General features: G+C 65.3%; 13 protein-coding genes. 12 read left to right on the forward strand and 1 reads right to left on the reverse strand.

Annotated features, from left to right (window positions below; translation table 11 throughout):
- Nucleotides 1-39: 39 nt before the first annotated feature.
- From ACP7D4_RS12575 to ACP7D4_RS12615, 9 genes are all read left to right on the forward strand, one after another.
- The gene (locus ACP7D4_RS12575; protein WP_426209377.1) at nucleotides 40-654 is read left to right on the forward strand and encodes a PepSY-associated TM helix domain-containing protein; all 615 of its coding nucleotides are present in this window, start codon (nucleotides 40-42) and stop codon (nucleotides 652-654) included.
- A gap of 8 nt (nucleotides 655-662) precedes the next feature.
- Nucleotides 663-1,178: a DUF2271 domain-containing protein gene (locus ACP7D4_RS12580; protein ID WP_426209379.1), complete on the forward strand. Its 516-nt coding sequence runs from the start codon at nucleotides 663-665 to the stop codon at nucleotides 1,176-1,178.
- Nucleotides 1,179-1,188: 10 nt separating this feature from the next.
- A complete protein-coding gene (locus ACP7D4_RS12585; protein WP_426209381.1) occupies nucleotides 1,189-2,022 on the forward strand; it encodes a DUF4198 domain-containing protein in 834 nt (277 codons plus the stop codon).
- A gap of 8 nt (nucleotides 2,023-2,030) precedes the next feature.
- Nucleotides 2,031-3,047, forward strand: coding sequence for an FAD:protein FMN transferase (locus ACP7D4_RS12590; RefSeq protein ID WP_426209383.1), 1,017 nt, complete (start codon nucleotides 2,031-2,033; stop codon nucleotides 3,045-3,047).
- Complete coding sequence (locus tag ACP7D4_RS12595) at nucleotides 3,044-4,381, forward strand: sulfite reductase subunit alpha (protein ID WP_426209385.1); 1,338 nt, start codon at nucleotides 3,044-3,046, stop codon at nucleotides 4,379-4,381. The genes ACP7D4_RS12590 and ACP7D4_RS12595 overlap by 4 nt, the downstream gene beginning before the upstream one ends.
- 3 nt (nucleotides 4,382-4,384) lie before the next feature.
- A complete protein-coding gene (locus tag ACP7D4_RS12600) occupies nucleotides 4,385-5,065 on the forward strand; it encodes a Fe2+-dependent dioxygenase (RefSeq protein ID WP_426102424.1) in 681 nt (226 codons plus the stop codon).
- Between the two features lie 134 nt (nucleotides 5,066-5,199).
- The gene (locus ACP7D4_RS12605; protein ID WP_426209386.1) at nucleotides 5,200-7,308 is read left to right on the forward strand and encodes a TonB-dependent receptor plug domain-containing protein; all 2,109 of its coding nucleotides are present in this window, start codon (nucleotides 5,200-5,202) and stop codon (nucleotides 7,306-7,308) included.
- A gap of 62 nt (nucleotides 7,309-7,370) precedes the next feature.
- Nucleotides 7,371-8,885, forward strand: coding sequence for an ATP-binding protein (locus ACP7D4_RS12610; RefSeq protein ID WP_426209387.1), 1,515 nt, complete (start codon nucleotides 7,371-7,373; stop codon nucleotides 8,883-8,885).
- A complete protein-coding gene (locus ACP7D4_RS12615) occupies nucleotides 8,882-9,553 on the forward strand; it encodes a response regulator (RefSeq protein WP_426102418.1) in 672 nt (223 codons plus the stop codon). Before ACP7D4_RS12610 ends, ACP7D4_RS12615 begins: the two co-directional genes overlap by 4 nt.
- Before the next feature lie 29 nt (nucleotides 9,554-9,582).
- Here the strand turns inward: ACP7D4_RS12615 and dgt are convergent, their stop codons facing one another.
- Nucleotides 9,583-10,920 carry a dGTP triphosphohydrolase gene (gene dgt / locus ACP7D4_RS12620; RefSeq protein WP_426102416.1) on the reverse strand — a complete coding sequence of 446 codons (1,338 nt, stop codon included), beginning with the start codon at nucleotides 10,918-10,920 and terminating at the stop codon, nucleotides 9,583-9,585.
- A 113-nt stretch (nucleotides 10,921-11,033) separates the two neighbouring features.
- On the opposite strand from dgt, the gene ACP7D4_RS12625 reads away from it, so the two are divergent.
- The 3 genes from ACP7D4_RS12625 (at nucleotide 11,034) to ACP7D4_RS12635 (ending at nucleotide 12,201) form a co-directional block, all read left to right on the forward strand.
- The gene (locus ACP7D4_RS12625) at nucleotides 11,034-11,423 is read left to right on the forward strand and encodes a hypothetical protein (protein WP_426102414.1); all 390 of its coding nucleotides are present in this window, start codon (nucleotides 11,034-11,036) and stop codon (nucleotides 11,421-11,423) included.
- Nucleotides 11,424-11,474: 51 nt separating this feature from the next.
- A complete protein-coding gene (locus ACP7D4_RS12630; RefSeq protein ID WP_426102412.1) occupies nucleotides 11,475-11,678 on the forward strand; it encodes an oxidoreductase-like domain-containing protein in 204 nt (67 codons plus the stop codon).
- A gap of 61 nt (nucleotides 11,679-11,739) precedes the next feature.
- Nucleotides 11,740-12,201: a DUF421 domain-containing protein gene (locus ACP7D4_RS12635; RefSeq protein WP_426102410.1), complete on the forward strand. Its 462-nt coding sequence runs from the start codon at nucleotides 11,740-11,742 to the stop codon at nucleotides 12,199-12,201.
- Nucleotides 12,202-12,248 lie beyond the last annotated feature (47 nt).

Here is a 12,248-nt window from a genome sequence, read left to right on the forward strand (position 1 = left end):
TAGTTATCATTTGCATCCACTCATGATTCAAAGGCCACGATGTCGTCCGTCCCCAGCGCCAGCCGCGCGGTTTGGCTCAAGAACCTGCACCGCTGGCATTGGATTAGTGCAGCGCTGTGCCTGCTCGGACTGTTGATGTTCGCCGTCACCGGCTTTACGCTCAATCACGCCTCGCAAATCGAGGCCAAGCCGCAGGTTGTCAATCGCAAGGCGGCCCTGCCCGCCACGCTGCTTGCCCAGTTGGCTGGCGGCGCGGCCAAACAAGCGCTGCCCCCGGACGTGGCGGCATGGGCCAGGAAAAGCTTCAACATCGACGTGGCCGGCGTGCCTGCGGAATGGGAAGATGGCGAAGCCTACGTGCCGCTGCCGCGTCCCGGCGGCGACGCCTGGCTGCGCATCGCCGCCGACGGCGCCGCCGAATACGAAAAGACCGACCGCGGCGCCATCTCATGGCTGAACGACCTGCACAAGGGGCGCAATACCGGCGCCGTCTGGAGCTGGTTCATCGACATCTTCGCCATTGCCTGCCTGGTGTTTGCCATCACCGGATTTTTGATCATGAAACTGCATGCGGCCAACCGGCCCTCCACCTGGCCTGTGATCGGCCTTGGCATCCTGGTGCCAGTGCTGCTCGCCCTCCTATTTACTCATTAAGCTGACCTATGAAACTACACCACACGCTGGCCTTGGGCCTTCCGATGCTAAGCAGCTGGGCCGTCGGCGCCGAGCTGGCAGTCAAGTTCGAGATCCCGCAACTGAACGTGGCCGAGTACCACCGCCCGTATGTCGCCATGTGGCTGGAAAGCGCCGGCAAGCCGGCCGTGACCAACCTGGCCGTGCTGTACGACGTTAAAAAGAAGGAAAACGGCGGCGCCAAATGGGTCAAGGACTTGCGCACCTTCTGGCGCAAGAGCGGGCGCGACATGACGCTGCCGATGGACGGCGTGAGCGGCGCCACGCGCGCCACGGGGGAGCAAAAAATGAGCTTTGGCCCTGCCCTCAACCAGATCGACAAGCTGCCCGCCGGCGACTACCAACTGGTCATCGAGGCGGCGCGCGAAGCGGGCGGGCGCGAACTGGTGCGCGTGCCGTTCAAGCTGCCGCTGTCCGGCAAGCAAACGCTCACCGCGCGCGGCCAGGAAGAACTGGGCGCTGTCACACTTCAGATCAACCCTTAAGGCCTCAGCCATGACCATTCGATACCTCGGCAAGACCCTGCTGGCGCTCGCGCTGGCCACACTGTCGCTGCAGGCCAGCGCGCACCGTCCATGGCTGCTGCCACAGCAGACCAACGCCGAAGGCAAGGAGCCATGGGTGACGATTGACGGCGCCGTGTCCGAAGGCTTGTTCGACATCGACCACCAGGCCCTCAAGCTCGACGCGGCCATGGTCACCGATCCGGATGGCGCCGCAACCCCCGTTCCCACGCCGCTGATGGGCAAGCAGCGCAGCAGCTTCGACCTCAAGCTGACCAAGAACGGCACCTATAAAGTGAGCCTGGTAACGAGTGCCGTCATGGCCAGCTACAAGGAAGCCGGCGGCACGGAGACCAAGCGTTTCCGCGGCGCCGAAGCGGAACTGGCCAAGGCCATTCCGGCTGGCGCAACTGAAGTGCGCACGATGCGCTCGCACAACCGGCTGGAGACTTTCGTCACCGCCAACCGCGCCAGCAGCGGCGCGCTCAAGCCGTCCGGCGTGGGACTGGAAATGGTGCCCGTCACGCACCCGACCGAGATGCGCAGCGGCGAAAAGGCGACCTGGCGCTTCCAGCTCGATGGCAAACCGCTGCCCAACTTTGCCTTCAGCTTCACGCCAGGCGGCGTGCGCTATCGCGGCGTGCTCGGCGAGCAGCGCCTAGTCACCGATGCCAAGGGCGAGAGCTCGATCAAGCTGCCGGCGGCCGGCATGTACTGGCTGCACGCCGCTTACCCGCCGGCCATGGAAAAAGGCATGCCAGAGACGGGACCGGCCGACACGCGCCGCTTCAGCTACGCTGCCACGCTCGAAATCCTGCCGGAGTAAAGAGCACCGTGCGCCGCGTCCTCGTTCCCACATCGCTCTCGCCCGGCCAGATGGCGCTGGGCAGCGCCGTGTATGGCGCGGCCGGCAGCACCATGGGCACCTCGTGGAGCGCGCGCGCCGTGCTCGCGCCGGGCGAGCAGGCGGCCAACGTCGGCGCCCTCGCCGCACAACTGCAGCGCCAGCTCGACATCGTGGTCGCGCAAATGAGCCACTGGGAGAGCGACTCGGACCTGAGCCGCTTCAACAGCGCGCCTGCCGGCTCCTGGCACCAGTTGCCGTGCGCATTTTACGAAGTGCTCAGCTATGCGCTGGAGGTGGCCGACGCCAGCGGCGGCGCTTACGATCCGTGCAGCGGCGCGCTGGTCAATTGCTGGGGCTTTGGCGCGCACGGGCGCTACGACGAACCCGATTTTCACCCGCCGTCCGACAGTGAAATCACGGCCATCATGGCGCGCCAGGACCGTTCGCGCCTTGCAGTTGAAGCTGCGGCGCGCCGCGTGCTGCAGCCGGGCGGCGTCCAGATCGACCTGTCATCGGTAGCCAAAGGATATGCGGTCGACCAGCTGGCCGCCAGCCTCGAGCTGCGCGGCGTGCACCACTATCTGGTGGAAGTGGGCGGCGAACTGCGCGGCGCTGGCGTGAAGCCGGACGGCCAGCCGTGGTGGGTCACGCTCGAAGGCGTGCCCGACGCGGGCGAACAGGCGTCGACCGTGGTCGCCTTGCACGGGCTCGCGGTGGCCACTTCCGGCGACTACCGGCGCCACTACCAGCATCGCGGCGCCCGCGCCTCGCACACGCTCGACCCGCGCACCGGCTACCCTATTGAGAACAACATCGCATCGGTCACCGTGCTGCACCAGTCCTGTATGGCGGCCGACGCCTTGTCCACCGCTTTGTCCGCGCTCGGCGTGGAAGCCCGCATGCATTTCGCCGAACAGCACCGGCTGGCGGCACGCTTCCTGCTGCGCGGACCAAGCGGACTGGAAGAAGTGAGCACCACCGCCTTCAAGGCGATGCTGCAATGATCAACATTGATCCGGCGCGCTGGGCCCTGGCTGGCGCCATGCTGTTTGCCTACGCGGGTGTCTGCGTGGCGACCTTGCGCGGAAAACGACGCGCCGCTGCCCCCGCAGGCCAGGCCGACTGGCTGGTGGTGCACGCAAGCCAGACCGGCACCTGCGAATTTTTGGCCGAGCGCACGCGCGCCACGCTGGCCACTGGCGGCCTGACCGTGCAAGTGGCGAGCATGGACGACATCGGCGAGACCGAACTGCTGGCCGCGCCACGCATCCTGTTCATCGTCAGCACCTACGGCGAGGGCGATGCGCCCGACAGCGGCGCGCGCTTTGCCCGCATGCTCGCAAGCAGCACCGCAGACTTGTCGCGGCTGCACTACGGCGTACTGGCATTGGGCGACACCAGCTATGCGCACTTCTGCGGCTTTGGCCGTAGCATGGACGCGGCGCTGGGCGCACGCGGCGCCCGGTCGCTGTTCGCGCGGATCGAAGCGGACCGCGTGGCGCCGGCCGCGCTGCAAGCCTGGCAGCATCACCTGAGCCACCTGGCAGGCACCAGCGACGCGCCCGACTGGAGCGCGCCGCAATACGGACAGTGGCGCATCGCCGCGCGGCGGGTGCTCAACGCAGGCAGCGCGGGCGCACCCGCGTACTTGCTGTCGCTGCAAGCGCTGGACGGTGCGCTGCCGGCCTGGCAGGCGGGCGACCTGGTGCAGGTAAGCGCACCAGCGGCGCCCGATTATCCGCGCGAATATTCGATTGCATCGCTGCCGGCCGACGGCAGCATTGAACTGCTGGTGCGCCTGCACCTGCATGAAGACGGCAGCGAAGGCGCCGCCTCCGGCTGGCTGTGCACCCAGGCCGGCAAGAATGACACCATCGCCCTGCGCCTGCGCGAACACAAGCGCTTTCACGCCGGCGCCAATGCACAGCGCCCGATGATCCTGATCGGGAACGGCACTGGCATCGCGGGCCTGCGGGCCCACCTGAAAAGCCGCGTGGCAAGCGGCGCGGCGCGCACCTGGCTGGTGTTTGGCGAACGCAACGCGCAGCACGACTACCTGTTCCAGCATGAGATCGAAGAATGGCAGCGCAGCGGCGCCTTGGCGCAGCTGGATTTGGCCTTCTCGCGCGACGGCGGGGCGCTGCGCTACGTCCAGCACGTGCTTGCCGCGCGCGAAACACCGCTGCGCGACTGGGTCGCCCAGGGCGCGGCCATTTACGTGTGCGGCAGCCTGCAGGGAATGGCGGGCGGCGTACACGACGCCCTGGTTGCCGCCCTGGGCCAGCAACAACTCGACCAGCTCGACGCTGCTGGCCGCTATCGGCGAGACGTCTATTAAGCCATGATGCTGCACATACCCGAAGTACTGACGCGCGAGCAGGTGGCAGCCATGCGCCGCGCGCTGGACGAGGCCCACTGGAGCGACGGCCGCGCCACGGTCGGGCCGCAGGGCGCGCAAGTCAAGCGCAACCGCCAGCTGCCGGAAACGTCGCCGCTGGCAGTGGCACTGGGCGCCGAGATCCTCGCGGCGCTGGCCAGCCACGCGCTGTTCATATCGTCTGCGCTGCCGCTGCGCACCGTGCCGCCGCTGTTCAACAGCTACGCCGGCGGCGAGCATTACGGCCTTCACGTCGACGGCGCCGTGCGCAATGTGCCGGGCAGCGTCCTGCCGCTGCGCACCGACCTGTCGTGCACCTTGTTCCTGGCCGATCCCGACGAGTACGACGGCGGCGAACTGGTGGTCGCGGACACCTACGGCACGCATGAAGTCAAGCTGCCCGCCGGGGACCTGATCCTGTATCCGTCGTCAAGCGTGCATAAAGTGGAGCCGGTTACGCGCGGCACGCGCGTGTGCTCGTTCTTCTGGATCCAGAGCATGGTGCGCGACGACGCGCGGCGCGCCATGCTGACGGAACTGGACCAGACCATCTTGCGCCTGCGCCAGCGCGTGGGTGACGTGGACGACGTGGTCTCGCTCACCAGCCACTATCACAACCTGCTCAGGATGTGGGCCGAACTGTAATAGCGCGCTACATCGGCCACCTTCTGTGGCCCATCCATTTCTATTGATCTGGGTCAAGGCGCCGTCCATTGCAAGTGCGTGACTATTGTTGCAACGCAAAACGCATCAGTACGCACTCCAAAAGAAAGCAAAACATGAAACGCTCCATCCTCTCCCTGTCGATTGTTCTCGCATTCGGCGGCGCCAGCACAACTGCTTACGCCGACCACAATGCACCGGCCGCTGCCATTCCTACCGTGGTGATTTCGGCCAAGCTGCTGGAGAGTTACCCATACCGGATGGAGGCAAGCAGCGACAGTGCGGGCCTGCTGGCCGGCACCCCCGGCTTTGCCGTGGCCACCAGCGGCGGCGTGTCCGGACTGCCGATCGTCAACGGCCTGGGTGACGACCGGCTCAAGATCCGCATCGGCGCCATGGAAGTGACTTCGGCCTGCGCCAATCACATGAATCCGCCCATGTCCTACCTGGACCCCAAGCAGGTGCAGTCGATCGAACTGAGCGCCGGCGTCACGCCGGTTAGCAACGGTGGCGACAATATCGGCGGCACCATCAACATCAGCACGGCGGTACCGGTGTTCGCCAAGCCGGGCGCGCCCTTGCGTACCGAGGGCAGCGTATCCTTGACCACCCGCAGCGTCAACCAGACCGTATCGGTGGGCGCCAGCGGCGCCATCGCCAGTGAACGCTTCAGTTTCTCGTTCGACGGTGCGCAGGCCAAGGCGCACAGCTACCACGATGGCAATGGACGCACTGTCCTGGCCAGCATGTACAAGAGCACCAACCTGGGCGTCACGCTCGGTTACCGCCAAGACGGCCACCACCTGACCCTGCGCGCCGGCACCCAGCGCATTCCCTACCAGGGCTTTCCCAACCAGTACATGGACATGACGGACAACACGGCCGACCATAGCACGCTGGCTTACCTGGGCCAATACGGCTGGGGCGAACTTGATGTCACCAGCTACTGGCAGCGCACCAAGCACAAAATGGGCTTTTTCACGCCGGAGCGCAAAGGCGCAATGCCCATGCTGACCGAAGGCCGCAACTTCGGCTACACGGCGCGCGCAACGCTCGCGCTGAGCGAGGATCAGCTGCTGCGTGTCGGCCATGAATACCATGGCTTCAAGCTGCAGGATTATTGGCCCGCCGTCCCCGGCTCCATGATGATGGGGCCGCAAACGTATGTGAACATCAAGGATGGCGAGCGCAGCCGCCTGGCGCTGTATGGCGAACTGGTCAGCCATATCGGCAAGGACTGGATCACCCAGCTGGGCGCGCGCCACGAACGGGTGCGCGCCGATGCCGGCGCGGTGCAGGCCTACGCCAGCAATATGATGAACGCGGCCGACGCGGCAGCGGCGCAAGCCTTCAATGCCCGATCGCGCCAAAAAAGTGACGGCAACCTGGACCTGACGGCAACCGCGCGCTACGAACCGGGATCAAGCTTCGACCTGGAACTCGGCTACGGCCGCAAGACGCGTTCGCCCAACCTGTATGAGCGCTTTGCGTGGGGCCGGGGCGTGATGGCCATGACGATGACGAACTGGTTTGGCGATGGCAACGGCTATGTGGGCAACGTCGACCTGAAACCGGAAATCGCCCAAACCCTCAGCGCGACCATGCACTGGCACGGAGGGCAAGGCAGCAACTGGTTCGTGAAACTGGCGCCGTACTACAACCGGGTGAACGACTACATCGACGTTGACACGGTCGGCGCCTTCAATCCCTACCAGTCGCAACAGGCGAAAGGCGCGCTGCTGCGCTTTGCCAACCACGACGCCACGTTGTATGGCGCCAACCTGTCGTGGAAAGCGCCGGTTGCGCGCAAGTCCGCGATCGGCGAGTTGAACTTCACCGGTTACGCATCGCTCACCCGTGGCAAACGGAATGATGACGGAGCGCTTTACCGCATGATGCCGCCCAATGTGTTGCTGGCGCTCGAACAGCGCGACGGCGCCTGGAATAGCCAGTTCGAAGTCAAGGCCGTGGCCCGCAAGGACCGCATCGACAGCCGCCGCCTGGAGAGCGTTACCAGCGGTTTCGCGCTGCTCAATGTCCGCACCGCCTATCAGTGGAAGAACGGCCTGCTGCTCACCATGGGCATCAGCAATCTGATGGACAGGGCCTACAATGACCCGCTGGGCGGCGTCTACCTTGCCGGACTTGCGGCGGACAAAGGCGCGCTGACCACCCTTCCCGCTCCCGGTCGCTCAATCGACATGGGCATTTCGCTGCGCTTCTGAACCCGCCGCTGCGACGACTGTAAACGCGATACACTGGGACTTTTTTCGTCCCGGATCATCGCTTGAGAGTCTCCATCGGTCACCGCCTGTTCGTCTCGGTCCTGCTCGCGATCCTCGCCGTCGCGGCGACCGCCATTACGCTAATGCGCCAGAACGTGATGAACAGCTTTGGCGAGTACGCAGTCAACATCGAGCTTGACCGGCTGGAGCAACTCTCGGGCGACATAGCGCGCCAGTACCAGGCGCGGAAAAACTGGGACTTCATTAGCGGCGATCGCGCCCGCTGGATCAGCGCCGAACTGGCGCGCCTGCAGCAGCAGCGGATGCGCGTGGCGCCCCCGGTGCCGCCGGCGCCGCCGGAACCCCCATTGCCACCGCAACCACCTTACCCGGGCCAGGCGATAGAACCACCGCCCCTGCCGCCGCCGGCTTTGCAGGCTGAGCAAGCTGACATGGTGCAGCCGGAAGACCGCGAGCTGGTCGACCGCCTTGGCCTGCAAGACCGCGTGACCTTGCTCGACGCCGACGGCCGCTACCTGGCCGGGCGGCGCAGCGCTGGCGAGCCTGGTGCGCGGCGCGCCATCAACGCCAATGGAAAGTCGTTTGCCTACCTGGTGGTGGCCAGGGCCGCGCGGCCGAGCGACGCCATGTCGGGTGTATTTTTGCAGCAGATGAAGGACAGCCTGTGGGTCATCCTCGCGGCCAGCCTAGCCTTAAGCGGCCTGGCCGCGGTGCTGCTGGCGGCGCACTTTCGTAAGCCCATTTTGCGCCTGGCCGACGGTGCCCGGGAACTGGCGGCCGGCCGCTACGACACGCGGTTGCCGGTGGCGCGCAGCGACGAACTGGGCGAACTGGCGGCCAGCTTCAACGCGCTTGCGCAAAAGCTCGATCAGGTCGAGGCGTCGCGCCGCCAGTGGGTGGCCGACACCTCGCACGAACTGCGTACGCCCCTGTCGGTGCTGCGCGCCCAGCTCGAAGCGGTACAGGACGGCGTGCGCCCGGCCAGCGCCGAAGGCACCGCGGCGATGCTGCGCCAGGTGCTGTCGCTTAACAAGTTGATCGACCAGCTGTACGCATTGGCGCGCGCCGACGTCGGCGAAATCGACTACCAGCGCGAGACGCTCGACCTGTGGCAGCTGGCCTGCGAACAGGGCGCAGCATTCGCCGAAAAATTCGCCTGCGCCGGCATCGCTTACTCAGTCGCTTGCGAACCGCGTCCTTGCATGGTGCAGGCTGACCGGGAGCGCATGCGCCAGGTCCTGGCCAACCTGTTCGAGAACTGCATCCGTTATTGCGGCGAGGGTTCGGCCATCGTCATGGCGGCGCGCGAACTTGACGGCGTAATCGCGTTGACGATTGACGACAGCGGAGCGGGCGTGCCGGACGACGTGCTGGCCCATCTAGGTCAGCGGTTCTACCGGGTGGAGGGCTCGCGCAGCCGCGCGCACGGCGGCGCCGGCCTTGGCCTGGCGCTGTGCCAGCGCATCGTCAGCGCGCATGGCGGCCAGATCGCCTTTGCGCGCTCAAGCAAAGGTGGCCTGCAGGTACGGGTGCGCCTGGCCGTGGCGCCGGCATGAGCGCGCGCGTCTGCAGCGTCTTTATTGTCGAAGATGAACCGGAGCTGGCGGCACTGGTCGCCGATTACGCCCGCGCAAGCGGCTACCTGCCCACCGTCTTTGGCGACGGCGCCCAGGCGCTGGCCGCGCTCAAGACCGGCGTTCCCGACATGCTGGTGCTGGACCTGATGCTGCCCGGACTGGACGGCCTGTCGCTGTGCCGCGCCGTACGCGCGTTCTCGGACGTACCGATCATCATGGTTACGGCGCGGGTGGAGGAACTTGACCGCCTGCTCGGCCTGGAAAGCGGAGCGGACGACTACCTGTGCAAGCCTTTCAGCCCGCGCGAGCTGATGGCGCGCATCAAGGTGATCCTGCGCCGGGTGCAGCCGGGTGCGCCGGCCAGCGTGTGCGTGATCGACGAGGCGGCGCAGCGGATCAGCATCGCCGGGCATGCGCTGGAGCTCACGCCGAGTGAATTTAATATATTGGCCGGCATGGCGCGCCGGCGCGGCCACGTATTTTCACGCGCGCAGCTGCTGGACCTGGCACGGCAGGACAGCCTGGACGTGTGTGACCGCGCCGTCGACAGCCACATCAAGAACCTGCGGCGCAAGATCTCGGCAGTGCTGCCGCAGCAGGATGCCATCGGGTCGGTCTACGGGCTGGGATACCGCTTCGAACTGTAGTCGCGCTGCAGTCGCATCTGGCTCGCCGCCTAGATCGACATGCCGGGCAATTCCATGCCGTTCAGACGGCGAAACAAGGTCAGTGCAAACGAATCGGTCATGCCGGATATGTAATCGGTCACGCCAAGCAGGCGCTCATAATCGGTGGCGCCGGTGGCAAACTGCAGGGGCATGATCTGCACCAGTTTTTTGTGTGCTTTGGTGCGCATGTTCTCTGGCGTGAGCAACGCCGGCACAAATTTAGTCAGCAAGCCACCAAGGATGTCGAAGCCCGCCGACTCGATTTGCAGCACCGTGGGCGTGGTGTAGATTTGCGCCTGCGAGAGCGCCGATATTTTCTTGAGCTCCGCGCAAAACGCCGACTGACTCACCAGATCGCGCTCGAACGTGCCGGCCATGATGGCGGCGTAGTTATCCTTGAATACCTCGACCGCCGCGCCAACGAGGTTGCCGATGGAGCGGGCGCGCAGGTATTCTATGCGGCCTTCATCGTCTGCAATGGCCAGGTACGACGCGCCCGGCTTTTGCCCACCAGGGAAAGCGATTGGCCACAGCAGCCTGCGCGCCTGTTCGAAGCTCACCCGGCACAGGCGATGTCCGTCTTCCAGGTCCACGATGCCATAGCAGATATCGTCGGCCGCTTCCATCAAGAACGCAAGCGGATGGCGGGCATGGGCGCCGTTGGCCTTTTGCATCAGCCCAGTTCCCAGCGCGACGGCCGCGAAATTGGCGGCGTCGTGCGTGTAATAGCCGAACTTTTTCTCGCTGACATGGCCCTTGGTGGGCGCGGCCAGCGATGAACCGCGGGGATATTTGGCATACGTTGCCAGCACGGCGTAGGTGAGCTGGAAGCCGCCCTGGTTGACCGCATTTTGCAAGCGCGTCACCAGCCTGAAGCCTTGTGCATTGCCCTCGAACTTGAGCAGGTCCTGCCTTTCAGGTTCGGCCAGCGGGTCGAGGTAGGGCGCGCCCTCCAGCGCGAACCACGACTGGATCGCGTCTTCGCCCGAGTGACCGAAAGGCGGATTGCCGATGTCGTGCGCCAGGCATGCCGCTGCGACGATGCTGCCGAAGTCTTGCGCGACCATGCCGGACAGCGCAGCCTTGGCCAGGATGAATTCGCCGCACAGGGTGCCGAGCGAGCGGCCGACCGACGCCACCTCAATGCTGTGGGTCAGGCGCGTGCGCACGTAGTCGCTTTCGGCAAGCGGGAACACCTGCGTCTTGTCCTGCATGCGCCGAAAGGCGCTGGAATAGACGATGCGGTCCCAGTCGCGCAGGTACTCCGAGCGCGATTCCCCGGCGCCATCGGCCGTTTCGCGTCCCAGCCGCCGGGTCGAGGTCAGCAAGTGCCAGTCCATTGTCATTGTCGCGCCTTGGGTTGTTTGTGCGCCGTGACGATAACACGGTTCTTGCCCACGGTTTCTCCACAATTAGGGGCCACACTCGCGTTTGTTAGTCAACCAACCAGGAGAAAACCATGAAGCCAGTTTCCATCATGCTGTGCGCGGCCTTGTTTGCCGCAGCGGGCGCCAGCCAAGGCGCACAGCACGGCAATTGTCCGGACCGGGGCCGCTGCCTCGTGGCGCCGATTCCGCCGGTCCCGCCCGTTCCACCCGTTCCACCGCTGCCACCGGTACCACCGTTGCCAGCCGTGTCAGCCGTCCCGCCTTTGCCGCCACTGCCGCCCGTGCCGTCACCGCCACCGCCGCCGACGATTCCCGACGCCGCGCATGAGGCCTGCGTCGGCAAGGCGGTGGGAACGAACATGACATGGTCAGATAAAAAGGGCTTGCGGATCAGCGGCGCGTGCCAACGCGACAGCAAAGGAATGTACCTGGACGCGTCGTCCATCGAGAGCCGTTCGTAAGCGCGCTCGCTCCGGCTAGACAATCTGGCCGGCGTAGTCTATTTTAGGGCTATGACCGAGCCGCGCCCACGCACCATCCGCCATCCGCAGCTGCAGCAAGAGTCGCCGCGTCCGGTGCCGCCGGTCCAGCCGGCGCTCGAGGATTGTTGCCGCAGCGGCTGCACGCCCTGCGTCTTCGACCTGTACGAAGACGACATGGAACGCTATCGCGCCCGCCTGAAGGCTTGGGAAGCGCGCAGGGCCGCGCACAACTGAAAGTCACGCCTGCCGCGAAGTCATTACAATATGGCATCGATTTTTGTTGCAGGAGATAAGTATGTTTGAGCTCAGCGTTCCGTGGTGGGAACTGATCGTACGCGCGGTTCTTGTGTTCAGCGTGCTGCTGCTGATGGTGCGCGTGTCCGGACGGCGCACCATCGGCCAGTTCACGCCGTTTGACCTGCTGGTGGTCATGCTGCTAAGCGAAGCGGTGTCCAATTCCCTGACCGGCGGCGAGGATTCGCTGGTGGGCGGCCTGATTGTCGCGGCCACGCTGGTGGCGCTGAACATGGGCGCCTCTTTCCTGTCGTCGCACAGCAAGACCATGGCCGAAGTGCTTGACGGCTCGGCGGTTCTGCTGGGGCGCAACGGAAAAAGCTTCGACGCAGTGATAAAAAAATGCCGCCTGTCTGAGACCGAGGTCAAGGAAGCGCTGCACGAGGCCGATTGCAAGCTCGAGGAAATGGAATTCATGTTCCTCGAGGCCGATGGCAACATCACCGTGCAAAAAAAGCGTTAAGCGCTATTTCTCCGGCGGCGAGCCCACAGCGCGCGCACTTTGCCTAG

Origin of the sequence: Massilia sp. TWP1-3-3, from assembly GCF_049897805.1 — a bacterium.
Taxonomy (GTDB): Bacteria; Pseudomonadota; Gammaproteobacteria; order Burkholderiales; family Burkholderiaceae_D; genus Telluria_A.